The sequence below is a fragment of the Paenibacillus endoradicis genome (genome assembly GCF_024721975.1).
Genome location: NZ_JANQBB010000002.1, coordinates 151,515 through 171,981 on the forward strand (window position 1 = coordinate 151,515; position 20,467 = coordinate 171,981).

Below are 20,467 nucleotides of genomic sequence, written 5' to 3' on the forward strand. Positions count from 1 at the left end.
GCGTTGTTAGTCTAACATTAGGATAAGGATTGAATTTCAATCTCTAATTCCGTTGTATTGGAAATTATTTCAATATTTATTTTAGCAGGAAGAGTAGTATCACGTTTCAAAGATAAACTTAATGTACCTTTGCCAATGGATAGGTTATGAACCGTAAGTTGCTCCATCTCTACTGGCAAACAAGGTGAAATAGAGATTTTACCTGCTATCACGTTTGGCATTAAGCCAAGCATAGCTTGCAGCATAACAAATGCTGTTGCCCCTGCCCAAGCTTGTGGAGAGCATGTTGTTGGATATGGAACGACCTTATCAGTTTCTGTGAGATCGTAGCCACAAAATAGCTCAGGTAAACGGTAGCCATCGAATTGCGCTGAAACTTTGATCATCCCTGATACTACTTTCATTGCATCATCAGCATAACGATTACGCAGTAATCCAAGTAAGATCATGCCATTATCATGTGGCCACACACTGCCATTATGATAACTTAGTGGATAATAACCACTAGATTGATTGCTCATCGTACGAATACCATAACCGCTAAACATATCATTTTCTAGTAACCTAGTTGCTACGATTTGTGTGTATTGCTCATCTACAATATCGGTCATTAATAGATGACCGGGGTTTGAAGTAATAGATTTTACCTGCTCCAGCTTTTCATCAAGAGCGATGCAATAAAAACCGTGTTCTTCCATCCAATAATGATCTTGAAACTGTTGCTTTAGCTTTTTTGCTTCAGCATAAAGTTGCTTTGCACGATCAGTTTCACCTATTGATCCATATATATCGGCTAATCCTTGCTTAGCAGAATAGATATAACCTTGAACCTCTACTAGCGCAATTGGTGACTTAGCATATTGACCGTTCTCATGAATAATAGAATTACTGGAATCCTTCCACCCTTGGTTTGGAAATCCTTCACTTGCTTCTTGATGATAGGTCAAAAAATGTGCATCATTAGTTGACGAACGTGTATCAATCCAATCCAATGCAGCATCAATATTTGTTTGTAGTTCATGTACAAGCGATGTATCTCCACTCCATCTTACATATTCCACAATTAATATTAAGAAAAGCGGTGTGGAATCTACTCCACCATAATAAGGAGAGAAGGGCGCTTGGTTTGAATTAGCCAGTTCTCCGAAGCGAATTTCATGAGAAATTTTACCCGGCTCTTCATCACACCATGCATCATATTTCGTTCCTTGATATGCTGCGAGTGTGCGCAATGTTCCAATAGCATGTGATGGTTGCAGTGGTAGCATAAATAAAGAAGTGATGATGCTATCGCGACCAAACGACGCTGCAAACCAAGGCAAACCTGCTACTGGAAAAGGTCCCTCACCAATATCATCCATAAGCATACGTAAATCCTGTAAGCTTCGATCAAAAAGCTTGTTATAATGCTCATTAGAAGATTCTATAGTCGTATTACTTTTACGCCATTGCGAATAGCTTTCTTCTAATTTTTGCAAAGCTAAGGTATAGGTAAGCAATGTAGGTAAAGCTTTTTCACCGATAAGTGGAACAACATTTACATTTATATATTTAGTTTGTCCGGGTGACAATTCTAATTGAAAACTCAACCCTTTTTTATCTTCCGAAATAGTCGCTTCATAATCCCAAGTCACGTATGTTGTTCGCTTAATTTCATCGACGCCTACATAGCGAAATGCAATAGCGTCCTTCTCAACAATAGGATCTAAAGTATGACCTACTTTACCCTCGCGATATTTGCGAACGATAAACATATCTTGAAAATCAGCATCAAAGGAAAGTGATATTTCAACCTCACTACTCTCAAGATAATAATTAGTAACTGCTAACCGTTCATATAATACGCCATCATAAATGATTGTTTCTCTAATGACCTCAATTGCTCCACGGTCTTTGCTTTCTTCCATTAAAGTCGTAGAAAGAAGATAACTTTTATTAGAACGACTCCCTAGTAATTGAGGAGACTTTTTATTAATGTAAAGTTTGTAATTACTCAAAAATCGAGTATCTTTCAAATAAAGACCAAGTCCTGTATCTGATTCTGGAACAATATCCCCTTGCTCGTTGCACAAAAAGAAAATAGATCCTTCTTTTATTACATGATTATTCATAATCATTTTCACCCCAGCTACTGTTTACTTTTATCTAGCCTTATTTAACAGCACCTGCTGCGATACCTTTAATAATATATTTTTGAGCGAAAGCATAGAAAATTACGATTGGAATAATCGTTAACGTTAACCCTGCCATTGCTTGGTTCCATACGATCGTAAATTCACCGAAGAAGTAGAATGTCGATAATTGAATGGTACGTAGTCCTTTATCAGAAAGTACAAGTGAAGGCAGCAAATAGTCATTCCAAGTAGCGATAATATCTAATATTGCTACTGTCACAGTAATTGTTTTCAGTAATGGAAAAACAATTCTCCAGAACAGACCAAATTTACTACAGCCATCAAGAGTAGCTGCTTCCTCAAGCGCAATCGGAATAGACTTCATAAATCCGTGGTATAGGAATACTGCAATTCCAGCGTGAAATCCGATGTTCATAAAGATCAGACCACCATGAGTATTCAGCATTGGTATATGCAGATTAGTACGAATCCAGTCCATTACTTGCATGAGCGGCATCATTAGTGTTTGAAATGGAATAAGCATCGTAGCTACAAAAGAGTAAAAGATAATTTTACTCATTAGATTGTCTTTTCTAACTAACATCCAAGCTGTCATTGAAGAGAGCACAACAACGAAGATAACTGTAACTATAGTCACATAAGCGGAATTAATAAACACATGTAAGAAATTCATTTTTTCCATTGCTTTTTGGTAATATTCAAAACTAAAACTCGATGGTAATGCAAGTGCATTTTCATATAATTCCGAGCGAGTTTTGAAGGAGTTGACCAACATAATATAAATTGGTGATAAGAAGAGTAATGCAAGTATAACGATAAGAATTGAAGTAATAGTTCTACCAGTTGCTTTCATTACATTTGCACCTCTTTCTTCTTCGTAATAATAACTTGAGTCAATGTAACCAACGCGACAACTAAGAAGAAGATGATCGCTTTAGCTTGACCAAGACCATAATTACCGTATCCGAATATTTCATTGAATATATTCATCGCAAATAATTCTGTAGAATGGATTGGTCCACCAGCAGTAAGTGATAAGTTCACATCGTATATTTTGAATGCACCCGAAAGTGATAAAAATAAGCAAATCGTAAATGAAGGCATCAATAGTGGGAATACTATTTTCGTTAAGCGCGTCCATAAATTAGCGCCATCTACCTTTGCAGCTTCCATAACTTCATCCGGAATTCCTTGAATACCCGCAATATATATGATCATCGTATACCCTGCCATTTGCCATGTGAAAACAATGACTAGAGCGTATAATGCAAAGTTCGGATTAATTAACCAGTTAAAGAAAATTGAATCTAGTCCAGTCAGCATACCAATTTGTTTGAAACCGTCTGAAAAAAGAAATTTCCATATATACCCTAGAATAAGTCCACCAATAAGGTTTGGCATAAAGAATAATGTACGTGCTACGTTACTTGCTTTAAACCCTGCAGTTACAATAAGTGAGAATATTAAACCAAAAACGTTAATCGATATTAAAGCTAAAATTGTGAATTTTAATGTGTTCCAAGCGGAAGTAATAAAACGCTCGTCTTGAAAAATAGATACATAGTTGTCAAAACCAACAAAAACTTTAGGATTGGCAGGTATACCATTCCAAGTAATAAATGAATATATTATTCCGATAATGAACGGAATGATTACTATAGTAAGGAAGATAAGGAACAAGGGCATCGTAAATATTGCATACCAAACTCTATCCATTTTTTTATTCATCACATGTCACCCATTTCACTTTGTTATTTTTGCTTATGTTATAGAGAAAACGAAAACCTAACTTCAATGAGAAAGTTAGGTTTTCTATTTTCCACATCAATCTTGATCGTTATAAAACTTATTTTGTAGCATTTGCCCAAACTTTATCTAATTTTTCAAGGTATTGTTCAGGAGTCATGCCGCTATCCAAGAAGAATTCAGAAGTTACTGGCGCCAAATCATTGATAATAATACCTTGTGGGAAATAATTAAGTGCCCAAGGAATTGTTTCGCCTGATTGAGTTGCTTCAAATACTTCTTGAGACAATGGATCAAGACCAGTCGCTTCAATTGTTGTTACAGCTGGAATGAAACCAAATTCGTTAACAATTGTGTTTTTACCTGTTTCACTTGTATACAACCAATTAATAAATGCATTTGCAGCTGCAATTTGTTCAGTAGAAGCTGTATTATTGACTACCCAAGCTGCCGGGATATCAACTGCAATTTTTTTGTTTCCAGCGATAGGTAAAGCCATCATTCCTGCTTCAATATCATCATACTCAGCTAACATACTGTAGCTCCAGTTTCCTTGGTGTACAATCGCTGTTTTTCCTGAAGCGAAGTCGCCCATTTGAACATCATAAGTTACTTCCATTGGGTTAATAGAATTATCACGAATCATCTTCATTACTTGAGCGAATTCTTGGAATTCTGCAGTATCAGACATTTTCACTTCGCCTTTATTCAATTGCTGAATGAAAGCAACTGGATCAGTCTGCAATGCAAAAGGTGTATTAATGATATGACCAATTAAGAAATATGCTTCTTGAGATAAGCTTAATCCATTAACTCCATCAGCTTTTAATTGCTCTAGTGCAGCAGTTAGTGAAGCTACATCCGTAATTTTAGAAGGATCTACTAAAGCTTTGTTATATACTAGACCAAAACCTTCAACTCCAGTGGGAACTCCAACCACTTTACTATCGATTTCAAGTGCCATATTTGGAGAAATATACTTAACATATTCTTCATTACTCATGTCATAGTAATAAGATGCGAATTTTTCTGCTTCAGCACCTGGTTGAACAGAGAAGATAGTTGGACCTTCGTTAGCAGCTAGTTTGGTTTGAAGCTGAGTAATATATGAATCCCCAGCTGAACCCCAAACCTCAACTTCATTACCAGTCTCCGCTTTATATTTATCAGCAAGATCCTCAAGCGCTTGAGCAATTTCAACTTTACTTTGGAATAATGAGATTTTTGCTAATTTCTCAGTGTCAGCACCACCGTTCTTCTCCGAACCTGATTTATTACTTGAGTTATTTCCACAAGCAGCTAAAGCAAGTACTAAAACCATCATAGAAATCATACCGATTAATTTCTTCGTTCTTTTCATGTTACTACCCCCAATTTTCAAATCATTCTATAAAGTGTGTAAACACTTACATTATCATTATAATTTCTCGCAATTATACTAAACAGGTGTTATTCTCGCCTAAACAAGTAAATTTTGAATCTGTTAATATAAAAAACTCCCTCTATAACTTTAATTACAAGTGTATAGAGGGAGTTTTTATCAAATAATATTATTTATTCATTCTTCGATATTGCGTTGGAGATACACCGTAATGCTTACGAAATACTTTTCCGAAGTAATTGTCATCTTCATATCCGACAGAAGCAGCGATTTCTTGAACGGAAAGATCAGAGAATTTTAATAATTCACAGGAATTTTCCATTCTAATCTGAGTTAAATAGCTCATGACCGTTGTCTGATGCATTTCTTTAAATCGTTTTGATAAATATTGAGGACTAAAATGGAATATTTCAGCTAAGGATGACAGTGTAATTTCTTCACTCATATGATCGTGGATATAATTTTTTATTGCTGAAATACTTTGAATGGTTGAGGCATTTTCATTTGCATCATCAACAATACTATGAAACATATGAATAAGTGTTTTCTCCCATTCTTCTAAGTCAGACAGCCATATTGGCATCGTTTCAATATGCTGTTTAGATTGTAAATGATTCAATACTCGCATCAATAATAAATTGGCTTCAATGGAATAATGCTGTAATTCTTTTAGTGGTATATAAGATTTGGTATATAGAGATTCAACATAACTGTGAACCAGTTCATGAATTTGCGTTTTATCTTGGTTACGAATAGCTTCTAACAATAACAATTCTTTATCCATAAAGGGAGTGAGATCCGTTGCTTTTTGGTAGTACTGTGATGCTTTAATAATATTTGCATTTAATATTTCTGCTTTTGCTTCTTTTAATGAATGATGAAGTTGTCCTATGCTTGTGCGTCGCTTACTGAAACCTGAGATTGTAAGTAATCTAAGCGTTTTTTCCCATAACTCACTTATTTTTTTCTGATAGAACTCCAGTTCTTCAGTTGAAATATCACTTTGTATATACACAATAATAAATTGTTCATCTGTAAAACAATAATAATTCCCTACATGTTTAATGATATCATTCAGCACATTTTTCACAGAAAATTTAAACAATGATTCGTCGCCCATATAGTATCGTTCAATGACAGAATTAGAATTACGAGGTAAGTACATAAGGACATAAAAATCTTGGTCAGATAGCCCAACTTCTTCAAATAGCTGTAGCATACTATCCGCTTGAACTGGATCATTTTGCAAATAAGTATTCATTTTCTGTTCATTAAGTAAAGAATCAGCTTCCTTTATGCGAAAGCTATTATTAAACTCTGCATCTTTAGTTTGCTGACTTTGTTCAATCGATTTAACTGCTTTGGCAACTGCCTTATCCAAATCATCTATTTTGAATGGCTTGAGTAAATAATCAACACCATTGGCTAATAAAGTCGCTCTAGTATAGCGAAACTCCTGATAACCACTTAGTACGATAACTTTTGAATTCCAACCTTCCTCTCTTAACAATTCTAAGAACCGAGGTCCATCCATTTTGGGCATACTCATATCACATATGATTAGTTCAGGCTCTTCCCCTCGAACGATCTCGATTGCCTCGAATCCATCTTCAGCAGTTAATATTTGTTGAATGTTATAGGTAGGCCAATCAATTGCTAGCTCGACACCTTCTCTTACATGCTCTTCATCATCTACGATCAATACTTTCATTAACAGAATCTCCTTATCGTGATGTATTTGTTGTATTTGGAAGTTTTAATGAAATAGTTGTTTGAACATATGGTTCGCTAATAATTTGCCATTCAAACGTCTCACCATAAAATAATAATAATCGCTTGAGAACATTGGTTAAGCCAATCCCAGCTTTCTCATCATCAAACATGTTTTGATCTACATAGCTAAGATGAATTTTTTGTATCTCTTCTGGAGTAAAACCTTTACCGTTATCATTTACAGATAAATATATATAGTTATTAACCACTTCAATATCGACTCTAATTTCCACTTTACCGGTACCTTTTTCCAACCCATGCACAATACTGTTTTCCACAAGTGGTTGCAGCACCATTTTCGGAACCTTTAACGAATAGGCTTCTTCGGGATATTGTACAGCATACGTTAACTTATTTTTATAACGCCCCATTTGCAAGGAGGTATAATGTGATACGTGATCGAGCTCTTCTTGTAGTGACACTACTTCAGTGTCTATATCCATATTGTAACGGAAGATGGCTGCAAATTCTGCAATTCTATCACTAATCTCCCGAGAATTGTTCTTAATTGCTAAAGTTCCGATGGACTGTAAAGTGTTATAGAAGAAATGTGGATTAATTTGTGCTTGCAGCATCTTTAATCTTGCATGAGACAATTCAAGCTGATGACGATACTGCTTGTTCCATAATTCATCAAGCTCTATTGTCATTTCTTGAAATCTTTCTTCTAAAATATTAAGCTCGTCTGGAGAATTCGATTGTGGCCGTACTTTAATATTGAAATTTCCCATTTGAATGTTCTTAATTTGTTTTAAAATTCGTTTCACACGTCGCAAAATATAATAGGAAATAATAGCTGCGATGATGCCCACCAATATTATTGCTCCTACTTGTACAATTAGGGATTGGCCAAGTACAGTAGTTTGTGCTTTATTGACCACTGATTGAGGAATAAATTTTGCAAGTGTCACAGGCAAATTATAGGACACATCACGATAGTAAATATAAGTACCATCTTGATCGTAAATAGCTCCTTTTATAACTCCTTCCTTTCCTGTGGTTTCTTCATATAGACTATTTACCCAATCCATCTTTTTCTTCTCATTGCTTGGAAGCGACGAATATAATAATTGCAAATCATCTTGTATAAAGAGATAGATGGAGCCATCTTGTGATGTGGATAATGCTCCAACTGTTTTTTTAATTTCACTATTGTCAACATTAAATGTTGTTAATCCAATAACTTCACGTGTTGAGATATCCATAAAATAACGATTCACACGTAATTTAGGTTCATTATGGTTGTATGTAACTATAAACTCACTACTTAGTTCATCACGCTGTGTAGAAAGCTCTCTATTCACGAAATCTGGAATATTTACGCGTGAACTATAGTCATTACGAATATTAAATTGTTTATTTGTTAAAGCACTTTTGTATGAGACTGAACCAATTTCAGAATGACTTCCATATATGCGCTCAAATTGTTGGGTAATGTATACAGTTTCTGCCGGTGTCTGTGTCTCTTTAGAAGATAGAATCCGATCTAAATTAGGATTACCATAATACGATAGCCCGAGCAGTGAAAGCTCATGGAAATAAGTATGTAGGCCAGACATGGTAATTGCCATTGAGTTTTGGTTTAACTCCACAAGTTGCTTATTAATCGCTTTTCCCGTTATTTGATAAGAGATATAGTTGGATGCGATAAAAGGTATAATAGTCGCTATTAACAAACTGATAAGTATTTTAGTAAATAGACTTCTTTTGACGGGAAACATAGTCTTTCACTCCAGTTTATGTTTTATGAGTAACAGATGATAATTTGTTCTTACTCTATAATAAAATCGACTGAAAACGCAAGTTGAAGTCGTAGAATTAATACTTACAGTAAAAGTTTATTTATTTCCCTCTTAAATTAGGGAGTTCCAAACTAATCGAATAAAAAATAGCCAGTTGCCGTGATCATTTCTCAGGCAACTGGCTATTCTCTTAGATATAGACTACTTCGCAAATACATGATTTCCAATGTGAGCAGTGACCTCTCGGCTTCGTACCCATTCATTGTCTGTTTTGTTCGGATTATAGAAGACGACGGCTCCTAGACCCGGATCATAACCATTCAAGGCAGCTTGCACTGCTCGTATTGTATCCTGACTTGGCGTTACCGTATTAATCCGATTGTCTAATACAGGAGAAAATTGGTAATAGGAACGTCCATTATAATAATCTACTTGAAAAATCGTATCAATGATTGAATTCGGCCATTCGGGGTCAGCAACTCGGTTCAAAATTGATGCTGCAACTGCGGCCTTGCCTGTATAGCTCTCGCCCCCCGCTTCGGCTTCCGTAATCTGATATAGCCAATGAAGTTCATCTTGGGTTGGTTGCTTCTTATTCTCTAACGCGGTAATATCGCCTGCCCCCGTCGAGATAAGTGCCGCGCGCACCCGTGCATCGTACTGGACACTAAAACCAAGTTTTTGTGCCGTATAAGCAAGTGGCACATATGTGACTCCATTAATTAGCGTCGTCCGAGTATTCAAATTATCTCGCTTCCATACTGATGCTCCGCCAATTTGATAATCAGTGTGACGTTGTGCTATTGGAAAGCCAATCTGAATTGATGATGTACTAAGCACCGCAGAGTGATAACTTTTACTCCATTCAACGGAAACATTCATGCTTCGAAAAAATGAAGCTGGTACAAGTTGATAATCATTCTGTATAATTGCTGTCGTCGAAACCCGTTTACCATTGACATATACCGTCGTACTGCCAGGTGTTTGTGCAGATACTTCATAAGTCGGCCAAGCAAAAACAATAATTAATAATAACGCCAAAGACGTTATCCAACGTTTATTCAACATAATATCGTCCTCCTTAATCTCGCACCATTATACGATAAAAACTAGGAAGACTATGTGGTAAAATAAGGATTGTTAAAATTGATATTAGGATCCTAACCAGCTTGGAGACCGCGATCCTATGCGGATTTCCTTTAAGATAAGGTCTCTCTTTTCTGATAATGATGAGAAGATTTTAATGGTTATATCAGCTTATTTTCACTCTTTCTTGAATTTATCAATGTATGATCAATTAAATATAGTAAATTATTTCAATGAACTTTATCATAGATATATATTAGATCCAGATAATCGCTCTATTCAAATAATGAGAAAGTAAGGAGGCACGACATGGAGGAAGTATTATGGAAGGGAAAACCGTTCAACTTCGGTTTACCTAGCTTTACAACATATGAGATTACAGAGTCAAGAATTATTGTACAAAAGGGCATATTCACAAAACGACGCGATGAAATACGATTGTATCGAGTTAGAGATATTTCAACAAAGAGAAACTTATTTGAGCGTATAATTAATATAGGAGATATTACTGTATTTTCATCTGATACTAGTCATTCAGAATTTATACTTCGTAACATCAAAAACTCCACTACAGTAGCAGATTTGCTAGGAGAGACTGTAGAAAAATCACGCATTAAACATCGAGCACTTGAGGTTGCTGGCATTATGGAATAATAAGTAAGGGTCCATCTTAATATCAAGATGGACCCTTACTTATTATTCTTATCTTGTCATTAAGGTGTTACGATACTGTTATAGAAAGTAATACGTACCGTTACTGGTGAAGTAGTGTTTTCTGAGCGGAGGATAATAAGTCCATTATAAGGAGGGCTATAATAACTGATTCCTATAATTTGTGTACTAGATGTGTTTACAGTGCCATTATAGTATTGATTACCTGCATGGAGAATGTAATGTTCACCAACAATTGTCCCCGAAGAAGACACTCTTTCAATTTTGGCTACAATTGCATTGACGGTTGTCCCATTAGGAACTGCAAAAAGAACTGGTTTTGTTTCACCTGGATTAATTGTGAGATAAACAGGAGTTTTGAATTGACTAGTTACTGTCAGTGCGTGGGTTGCAGGGTTAAACATAAGCATCATACTTAAAGCAACAATCAAAAATGATAATCTTTTCGCAATTTTCATAAATAAATCAGCTCCTTCCTTAATGTAAACGCTTTAACGTTTCATCTATAATATAATGTCATTGGAATATTATGTAAATAATTCAAAAGAACCATTTAATAGAGTGACTAATTTCGACAAAATCATCATTCTATAATAAAAGCGACCACTCCTTGTAGTAAATTAGGAGTAGTCGCTTCAACATTATATCTATTTGAACTTTTTCGGGAATTGCTTAATAATTCCATCTACTAGCATATCTGCGAACATAATCATATGCTCTTCACCTTTATCAAATGCAACAATATCGCCTTTCCAGTCTTTACTCAATCTAGCTACGACCTGATCGGTAACAAACTGTAAGTGCTTGTATAGCATATCTTTCAGCTCTTTATTTGAATAATTGGGGTTAGCTGCACTTAAAAAATCTGCTATGTCATCCGCATTTTTATACCATAACTTATTATATTTTTCTAGATCAGCGGCGTTACCAGTTTTTGCAGCATTCGTAACTTGTCCAGCAAGTTCAATATGTTCTCTAAGTAGTTTAGATAGTTTATTACCCGCTTCTTCACCATAATAAGACTTTATCGAATTCCCTATATCATCTTGATTTTTCAATAGACGCTCTAATACCACTGACTTGTCTTCAAGATCAGCTAGATCACTTACAATAAAACTTCTCGTCCACAATACATGATCGATCCACAGTTGTCGCTCTGCCATTCTCAGATCACAAGTAGCTTTATTTGTTGGTATTCCATTAGTATGGACGTTCGCCGAAACGTTACCTTTGAATGGCACTAACATTAATGCCATTACAAACATCATTATTACTGAACTTCTTACTAGTTTAATCATCGTAAATGCTCCCTTTGTCATAATTTTTCAGTATATTATGAGCTAAGGGAGTATTTGTTATACAGAAAAGACTAGATAGGATTGGAATTACCTTCAGAGGCTATTCTATTAGGTGCATCTACAGCAGAATTAGTTTGTTTCATTGAAATAAAAAAGCCGTCTCACCGTAGATTATTGATCTACGAATGAGACGGTTTTTGCTTTGTTAAGGTATAATTGGAGCCGGAAGATGATAATAAACTTGAGTTATTTTATCGCCATCTTTCTTTTCTACTTCTGTGAATACATTAGCTTCGTTAGTGTTAGTAAATGTGCCTTGTGGTGTTACACCATCAGGATCGTATACAACCCAAACAGTTGGAGTTTCAGCTGACTCGGATCCATTCACAATAGTTGCTGTTAGATTCAATACAGAATCACGGGACATTCCTGTGCCTCTAGATACTTCAATACCACCAAAGCCATTCCCCCATAAGTATAGTACTCCATCTAATTCCACCTCAGAAGCGTTAACAAGAATTGCAGCATTGAAACTTTCAATATCTAAGTTTTTCAAGGTTACACCTGTTGCATTGTATACTTGAATACCATAAGAACCAAACCAATCAGTTGTAGAGCCCTCTGTGTAGCCATAAGAGATCCATAGATCTGTAACTGTAACTCCATTAGCTTGGATGATTATTCCGCTTGGATTAGGATTAATAAGATTGTTTTGATCATCTCGTTTATCTAAATTATAAAATTCAATCCCGTACCAGGGCTCATCTGCAGTTAATGTAACATCTTCACGATTAATTACAAGTGGACTTGTTAGATAAATATATCCGGCTACTGAAATATTTTTTAATCCCACTTGATCAACCGCTGTGCGAAGTTGAAGTTCGTTATATACATTTAAATAATAGAACGTTTGAGGGTCATCGCCTGTTCCCTCAGCTTCAATTAGTTGAGTGTTCCAGCCTACTACAGTACCTTGATCTTTTTCACCGTCAGCCTCACGAGTAACCCAAATTGTTGGGCGATCTTCAGTTTCTTCTTCATTCAAGATCGTTCCTGAAAGTGTTAGTACTGAATTACGGTCAAGTCCTTCACCTCTACTTACTTCAATACCACCGAATCCATTACCTGCTAACAATAACTCACCTGTTAATTCTACTTCAGAAGAATTAACAAGAATTCCAGCATTGAATTCAGCAACAATTATGTTATTCAATGTCACGTTTTCTGCATTGTATACTTGGATACCATAAGAACTAGCCCAAATTGATGGATCATGTTCCTCTTCACTATCAAAAGAGACAAGAATTAAATCGGTAACTGTAACTCCATTAGCTTGAATAATTAAACCGCTTGTATCAGGTTTTTCATTTGTAGATAGGTTATTAAAACCAATACCAATCTCAAGTCCATCTGAACTATTCCCATCTAATGTTACATTCTCACGATTAATTACAAGTGAACTTGTTAATTCAATAACATCACCCAATGAAATAATTTTCAAACCTTCTTGAGCAGCTGCAGTACGAAGTTGTGTTTCGTTATATACATTCAGTAGATAGAACGTTTGATCCTTATCTTCTACATCAGTCTTAATCAGTTGAGTATTCCAGCCTTCAACAAAACCTTTACCATTTTCAACCCAAATCGTAGGTTGTGATTCAGATTCCGTAGTGTTCAGTAGTGTTGCAGCAACTCCCACTGTTAGTACAGAATCACGAGTTACATCTGTCCCCTTACTTACTTCGATACCACCGAACTCATTACCCGATACATCCGTTGTACCTTTTAATGTTACTGTAGAAGCATTAACAAGAATACCCGCATCTGCACCTGATACTGTAACATTATTCAATGTTACTCCTGTAGCATCGTATACTTGAATTCCGTAGTTTCCACCCCAAGCAGGATCATCTCCAACTTTATCAAGTTTCACCTTAAGATTATTAATTGTAACATTACTACTTTGAATTAGAACACCATGCTTTTCAGCAGGCTCTGTTCCATTCAATGCACCAGCTAGTGAAATTTCTTTATCATTACCATTCAAAGTAATTGCTCTATCGATAACGATAGTTTTTGAAGCAATAAAACCTTGCTTTACGTTAATTGTCTTGATTTTACTATCAGCCAAAGCTGCTAATAATTGAATCTCGGTACTTACATCTCTAGATGTTGATGGAGTTGAAGGTGTTGAGGAACCATTGTCCACTACAGGTGCATCTGGAACAATAACTGTAATCCCTGGAGATACAATTAGATTCGTCGGTCTTTTCTCCAATGATACGCCATTTGCTGTAATATTTGCATTAACGACAGTTCCAGTACCCTTTACATCTGTTGCTGCGTTAATATTAAGATTCGTTACTGTAGTATTTGCAGAAAGATTAATTGTCGTATTTGCCGCAGCTGCAGTAACTTCTAATGTATTTACAGTACCATTTACAACGTTTACAGTAATACCAGGTACTTCAACGATTACTTTATCGAAGTTTCCTGATAATTCAATTTGTCCATTTCCTTGTTCAGTAATTGTAATGTTACCGAAGCCAGTTCCAGTTAGTTCATTTTCCACAAATATTGCTGGAGTTTTTGCGATTACTGAACCAACGGCAGTAGTGCCGGAAGCAACAATTCTTACAACTCCAGTTGCTTTGTCTACAATAATAGTGAATAGGCTAGAGTTAATAATATGAATACTATTTACTCCTCCGCCTTGTATGATCGTGTTACCTTTGACAGTAACATTATCAAGCGTCACATCGCCTTCGCCAATTCCTTTACCAAGAATTAAGTTCCCTTCGATGATTGTATTTTTCAATGTTACATTTGCAACAGTGATCATTACATCTCCAGCAATCGTATCCTGGCCAGTTTCAACGCCGTAAGTGCCTGCTTTTTTGTAAATTGTGAACTGATCTTCCATCGCACGATTAATCATGACAACAGATTCAGCACGAGTAATCTTGTTTTGCGGTTTTAATGTTTTATTTGGATAGCCACCGATATAGCCTAGATCGAATACTTTAGCTACTGAATCTTTTGCCCAAGCGGCAATTTTATCTGCATCACTGAAACCAGATAGATCAGCTGATGATGCTTCAGAACCTTTTACTAAATTTGATAACATAACTGCAGCTTCTTGGCGTGTTATTTGATCATTAGGACGTATAGTATTATCCTCATAACCTTTTACATAACCAGCTTGTACTGCTTTTCCAATTTCTTTCACATACCATTTGTTAGTAGACGTCTGCACATCTTTATAATTTAATGCAGCAGTCCCTGTTAAACCAAACGCACGGTTAATGAAGGTCATAAATTCTGCACGTGTTACATCCTTATTAGGTTTATATACATTTGCTTCAAAACCTTCTAGTAATCCTTGTTCTACCCACTCTTGCAAGTTAGTTTCAGCCCAGTGTCCTGAAATGTCTGATGAGCTACTAGCAGATGCCAATGAAAAAGACGGAATTAGTAATAATGCCGAAAGCACTAGCGCAATCCATTTACGAGATTTACTAATTTTCACGAATCATACCTCCTATTTTTTTTTGTGGTTAACTATTGCAATATTTACAATTTAAACCATAATATTAGTCTATCAAACGCTTCTACCATTTACAATGTTTTGTCATAATGTGAGAAATTTCTTATTTTAATTTAACTTTATATAATTTCTTATTTCCTCATAAATCATTAATTTATATTATAATAATTCTATTTCATTCTAGTCGTTAGTCCTATTTCAATATCTGGACAATTGCCTCTATATAGAATACATATTACTAGAGACTCAAACTTTCATATTAGCGTTTATTTACCTTACTTCGTGAACTAACATAGAAACAATCAGTTATTCTTTATTAACTGCTTCATATTCTACTTTCGTCATTGCACTTGTATTTTATTTATGAGTTTAATTTTCTTACTAGTTCACATTAATATCAAAAAATGTTAATACCATTCCACAATTTCCCTTAAATTTATTGTACAATTACTAGTATTGACTACACTTTGAATCTTTTTTCATAGTGTTTATTGAATACTAAAATTGGGGGAAAACGTAATAATGAACATGAAATTCATCTTGAAACAAGTTGCTGCTGTCAGCATTACTGCAACTTTAGCAGTATCGTTAGTATGTCCAGCAATAGCATTCGGTGCTAGTAATGTACAAGAAACCGTCTCTGCAAGAACAGAACAGCAATTATTAGAAAAGTGGCGTAAATATTTGCCTTTGGACATTGATAGTTCGAAGTTGTTCGAAGTTGCTCCAAAACTATCTGCTCCTTACAGTGCAGGTAAACTTAAAGAAAATGTATTACTTGATGGATTGAATGCAACTAATTTCGCAAGATACTTAGCTGGTCTTCCCGATGATGTAACACTCGATTATTCCATTGCTGAGCAACAACAAGCAGGTGCAATTATTAATGCCAAAAACGGAGCTTTATCCCATTATCCGAACAAACCAAGTGATATGAGCGAATCTTTCTATGAACTTGCATCTGCTTCTACTAAATCTAGTAATCTATCGGCAGGACGAGACACATTATATGACACTGTATTTTATGGATATATGTCTGACAATGGTAACAACAATCTACTTTCAGTAGGACATCGTCGCTGGATTATTAACCCGCAAATGAAGAAAACGATGTTTGGATTTGCAGTTGATCCCTCTTCTACTTATGGTACCTATTCATCAATGTCTGCATTTAACAAGGATCGCGATATTAATGAAGTACAGTATGATTATATCGCGTGGCCATCTGCTGGTATTTTCCCTGCAGAAATCATTCGTCCAGCTGATCCATGGTCAGTTTCCTTGAATCCAGATGTATATGATAGGAACAAAGTATCAGACATCAAAGTTACTTTAACTCGTGAGCGTGATCAGAAGGTTTGGAATTTTGATTCCAACGATCGTGATTACGAGGGTGATTTCTTCACTGTTAGTTTAGGTGGTTATGGAATTAATTTCGCTATTATTTTCCGTCCAGGTAATATTGACTCCTATGAAGATGAGGATAAGTTTAATGTTAAGATTACTGGCTTGCATACTTTAGCGGGTGAATCGACTTCTCTGTCTTATTCAACTTCATTGGTTCAATTACAGTCGGAATTTGTTAACAGTGCACAGCGATTCATGCTTCCTGGACAACAAATGCAATTTCCAGTAGATCAAACACCTATCCGCTATGTATCTTCTGATCCTAGTGTTGCAAGTGTTAACGCTAACGGCGTAGTAACTGCACATAAACGTGGCTATGTTAATATTACGGTTGATGGATATTTATACTCTACGAACGGTTCTATTCAAATCGATGTTCTTGATAAACCAGAAGCACCTATTAGTTCTTGGGCGTTGGCCAGCGTTCTAGAAGCTAACAAATATGGATTATTTACTATTAATCCGTATTACTATGATTTAACCCAGTCGGTTACAAGAGAATCTTTTGTTTATTACGTTATTGGACTTCTTACTGCGATAGATCCAACTATTGACCTTCGCAAATACGATGATGTACCATCACCATTTACCGATGTATATGACAGTAATTATGAGATCATCTGGGCATATAAAAATAATATTATTAATGGAACAGGCAACGGCAAGTTTTCACCACAAGAAACAATTACGAGAGAGCAAGCTGCTTCATTATTGATGAAGGTATACAATTATCTTGATGGAAACTTGAAAGGTGGTAAAGCCCCAGTCTTTAGTGATGACGCGAAAATTTCTAATTGGGCGCGTTCATCTGTCACTCAAGCTGCTGAACTATCCATTATGGGTGGCGTATCTGCTACCAAATTCGATCCACAAGGAAAATACTCTCATGAGCAAACGATAGTAACTATGGTCCGTTTATTCAATATGTTAGGCAAATAATTTATCACTTCACGTCTTAAAAGCCATCTTCTATGAAGATGGCTTTTTTCATTCCGTTCACAATTAGCAATTATAACTGAGAAATTGCTTCAGAAAATTATTACAAACAACTTGAATTGAATCATTTCCTATGTTATATTGATATTGTGATAATGATTATCAATATCACGAAAGAGAGACTCACCTCTATCCATTCCTTTCAATATGAATACGATACTATTTATTTTCTAGTAGTCTATTCTCTTCACTATGTGACGATGAGATGGCACGCTAGCTTTTCTCCATTCTCTATAGTGAATGAATGATATTCTTATTTTTGAAATGTATGCGTTAGTGCTCTCTAGTGCAACGACTGTACTAGCCACATAGTAAAAGAATGTCCCTCTATTCAATAGGTAAGCCATGCCTGTTGTATATGTTCATCTGGTTGCCACTACAAATGTTGTTTCAGCTCAAATCTAACCCCATAGCTTGAGCCTCAATACACCTCCAATTAGCATCTATTCAGAGCTAATCGGAGGTGTTTTTGTTAACATACTTTATAAAATGAGAGTTCAGCTGACGCTTATTGAACTTCTTATATAAAGAGGAGATGTATCCGCTACGGACACATCTCCTCTTCCATTACCATTAAAATATTAATATAAATTTTGTCCGATCCCTACAGAATTACTTTGAAGCCCCTTAAGTATTTCTTGAAGCAGATAGTAAGATTCATCGCTATCCAAATCATTAAGATTTACTGCATCTTTATCAATCACTGGTTTGGCAATCTTATCATCAAATGATGTTTTGGAATCAAAGTTAAAGCCAATCTTCATTGTTTCTCTCTCGCCAAACACATTCGCCATAATCTCTACATTACCTTTTATCGTTTGATTAGAATAGTTATCTTTCAACTTCTGATCAACTTTACGAGTAAAATCACCACTTATAGTCGGTGCATCTGCAATCGAAGTCAAATCAATTTCAAACGTGTAGCGATCTTCGCCGCCTTGCGTAGTCGCTTCACGTGCTCTCCAATTAATATTTGCAGTAAAGTCAGTTGATCCAGAGGTGTATGCAGATAAAGTGATTTTACTCTTAGCATCTCTAACTTTGTCTATAACTTCAGTCGTGGTCTCTGATTCTATTAGTAAACTAGAAATATCACCATAATCGTAAACTTCTAACTCAATATCAAATGTAGATTGGTCCACGCTTTTCTTTAAATCCCATTTTGTCTGATGCACATTTACTTTAAGCCCGCTAGAATCAAACTCATCCATAAATGTTAATGTTACTTTACGATCAATAATTTCATTCTTTTTGTTAAGATATAATACCATTTCAAAACTTCCGACGGTTTCTGTATCGATTAAAGCAGTTTTCATCTCATATAAACCATCTTCGATTTGTTCTTTCAAATAAGTTAGTTCTTCAGCAGATGTAAGCGTACTAGAACTGTCACTATAATACTGGAAGATATAGTTGGCTATCAACTCTTGTGCTTCCTTATCACCACGAAGCTTGTCTACCAATGAAATTAGCATTGTTCTAACTTCTTCTTCACTAATACTAATTGTTAGCTTTTTAGCTTTTAAATCACCTTCAGAAGTAGCATATGAGCTATCTTTCTCAACCGTGAAATATTCGTCCTTCAATTGAGATATGATGAAGCTCGTATATTGCTTATTCAGTTGTTCTAACTGCTTTTCTGTAACTTTTGGCACTTTAACTTTGTCAGCTTCATCTTCCTTGGACTCCGTGCCACTATAAATATTTTGTAGTTCTTCGAATGATGAATAGTGCATTTTATCAAGATCGCCAATACCTTTAAAAGCAAAAATATCGTCATAAAACATAAACAGAGCATCAACCACAGACTTTCCATCATCCTTCACGTTCAAAGAATACTGCCCCCATAGATCATTAGGGTTCTGTTTCAGATTAAGTTCAATTGCCCCGCTGTTTATTGCATCGGCAAATTCATCAAAACCTTCTGTATCATTAGCATCTAGTGAAATGTCTCCTGTTAATGTGATGGTAGTATCAGAGGTCATCTCTTTAATCTTATCGAAAAATGCCATATCCGCTTTACCAAATAACGATGAATTGCTTTGCTGATTTTGATAGGTTTGAAGCTCAGCGTATAAATATAACTCCTTACCATTTTTATTAAGAAATACATTAAATAATGTAATGGCTACGACTATTAATATAATTGCGCCTACCCCGAGCGAAGCAAATATTTTGATCTTTTTGCTTTTCAGCCAAGCTGGAGCTTTTGCACTCTGTTGCACGCTAGGTTGTGGAGCATATCCTTGTGGACCATTGCTTTGCTGCGGCATCCCTCCTTGTGTGGCATAACCTTGTGGTGGTATATTTCCTTGTGGTCCGTATCCTTGTGGTGGCATGCCTCCTTGTGGACCATTGCCTTGCGGCGGAAAATTCCCCTGTGGGCCGTATCCTTGTGGTGGCATACCTTCTTGTGGACCATTGCCTTGCGGCTGTAAATTCCCCTGGGGGCCATATCCTTGTGGTGGCATACCTTCTTGTGGACCATTGCCTTGCGGCTGCAAATTTCCCTGTTGCCCGTATCCTTGTGGGCCATTGCCTTGTATTTGTGTAGTTCCGACTGATGATCCCGTTGTGTTTTCATTCGAATTTTCTACAAGAACAAGTGTTGCTTGTCCACATTGTGGACAAAATTTATATAATTGCTCAGTCTTCGACTGACAACTTTGACAGATATACATAAT

13 protein-coding genes are annotated in these 20,467 nt (G+C 35.8%); 2 read left to right on the forward strand and 11 right to left on the reverse strand.

Annotation, left to right across the window (positions count from 1 at the left end; translation table 11 throughout):
- Window positions 1-17 precede the first annotated feature (17 nt).
- The 7 genes from NV377_RS07040 to NV377_RS07070 all read right to left on the reverse strand — a co-directional run bounded on the left by NV377_RS07040 (window position 18) and on the right by NV377_RS07070 (window position 9,845).
- On the reverse strand, window positions 18-2,111 hold the full coding sequence (locus NV377_RS07040) for an amylo-alpha-1,6-glucosidase (protein WP_258200492.1): 2,094 nt from the start codon (window positions 2,109-2,111) through the stop codon (window positions 18-20).
- 40 nt (window positions 2,112-2,151) lie between these two features.
- Window positions 2,152-2,988 carry a carbohydrate ABC transporter permease gene (locus tag NV377_RS07045; protein WP_258200493.1) on the reverse strand — a complete coding sequence of 279 codons (837 nt, stop codon included), beginning with the start codon at window positions 2,986-2,988 and terminating at the stop codon, window positions 2,152-2,154.
- Window positions 2,988-3,863 carry a carbohydrate ABC transporter permease gene (locus tag NV377_RS07050; RefSeq protein WP_258200494.1) on the reverse strand — a complete coding sequence of 292 codons (876 nt, stop codon included), beginning with the start codon at window positions 3,861-3,863 and terminating at the stop codon, window positions 2,988-2,990. The genes NV377_RS07045 and NV377_RS07050 overlap by 1 nt, the downstream gene beginning before the upstream one ends.
- 118 nt (window positions 3,864-3,981) lie before the next feature.
- Entirely contained in the window at window positions 3,982-5,241 is a 1,260-nt protein-coding gene (locus tag NV377_RS07055) for a sugar ABC transporter substrate-binding protein (RefSeq protein WP_258200495.1), read from the reverse strand.
- 190 nt (window positions 5,242-5,431) lie between these two features.
- Entirely contained in the window at window positions 5,432-6,973 is a 1,542-nt protein-coding gene (locus NV377_RS07060) for a response regulator (protein ID WP_258200496.1), read from the reverse strand.
- Window positions 6,974-6,986: 13 nt separating this feature from the next.
- Complete coding sequence (locus tag NV377_RS07065) at window positions 6,987-8,756, reverse strand: sensor histidine kinase (protein ID WP_258200497.1); 1,770 nt, start codon at window positions 8,754-8,756, stop codon at window positions 6,987-6,989.
- Window positions 8,757-8,978: 222 nt separating this feature from the next.
- Window positions 8,979-9,845, reverse strand: a complete 867-nt coding sequence (locus tag NV377_RS07070) for a cell wall hydrolase (RefSeq protein WP_258200498.1) — start codon at window positions 9,843-9,845, stop codon at window positions 8,979-8,981.
- A 327-nt stretch (window positions 9,846-10,172) separates the two neighbouring features.
- Between NV377_RS07070 and NV377_RS07075 the strand changes: the two genes are divergently transcribed.
- Window positions 10,173-10,517 carry a PH domain-containing protein gene (locus NV377_RS07075; RefSeq protein ID WP_258200499.1) on the forward strand — a complete coding sequence of 115 codons (345 nt, stop codon included), beginning with the start codon at window positions 10,173-10,175 and terminating at the stop codon, window positions 10,515-10,517.
- Window positions 10,518-10,576: 59 nt separating this feature from the next.
- Here the strand turns inward: NV377_RS07075 and NV377_RS07080 are convergent, their stop codons facing one another.
- From NV377_RS07080 to NV377_RS07090, 3 genes are all read right to left on the reverse strand, one after another.
- Window positions 10,577-10,993: a hypothetical protein gene (locus tag NV377_RS07080; protein ID WP_258200500.1), complete on the reverse strand. Its 417-nt coding sequence runs from the start codon at window positions 10,991-10,993 to the stop codon at window positions 10,577-10,579.
- 189 nt (window positions 10,994-11,182) lie between these two features.
- Window positions 11,183-11,833, reverse strand: a complete 651-nt coding sequence (locus NV377_RS07085) for a glycosyltransferase (RefSeq protein WP_258200501.1) — start codon at window positions 11,831-11,833, stop codon at window positions 11,183-11,185.
- A 205-nt stretch (window positions 11,834-12,038) separates the two neighbouring features.
- Window positions 12,039-15,362, reverse strand: a complete 3,324-nt coding sequence (locus NV377_RS07090; protein ID WP_258200502.1) for an S-layer homology domain-containing protein — start codon at window positions 15,360-15,362, stop codon at window positions 12,039-12,041.
- A 540-nt stretch (window positions 15,363-15,902) separates the two neighbouring features.
- On the opposite strand from NV377_RS07090, the gene NV377_RS07095 reads away from it, so the two are divergent.
- A complete protein-coding gene (locus NV377_RS07095) occupies window positions 15,903-17,726 on the forward strand; it encodes an S-layer homology domain-containing protein (protein ID WP_258200503.1) in 1,824 nt (607 codons plus the stop codon).
- A gap of 638 nt (window positions 17,727-18,364) precedes the next feature.
- On the opposite strand, the gene NV377_RS07100 is transcribed toward NV377_RS07095, so the two are convergent.
- Complete coding sequence (locus NV377_RS07100; protein WP_258200504.1) at window positions 18,365-20,464, reverse strand: DUF6583 family protein; 2,100 nt, start codon at window positions 20,462-20,464, stop codon at window positions 18,365-18,367.
- Between the last annotated feature and the right edge of the window lie 3 nt (window positions 20,465-20,467).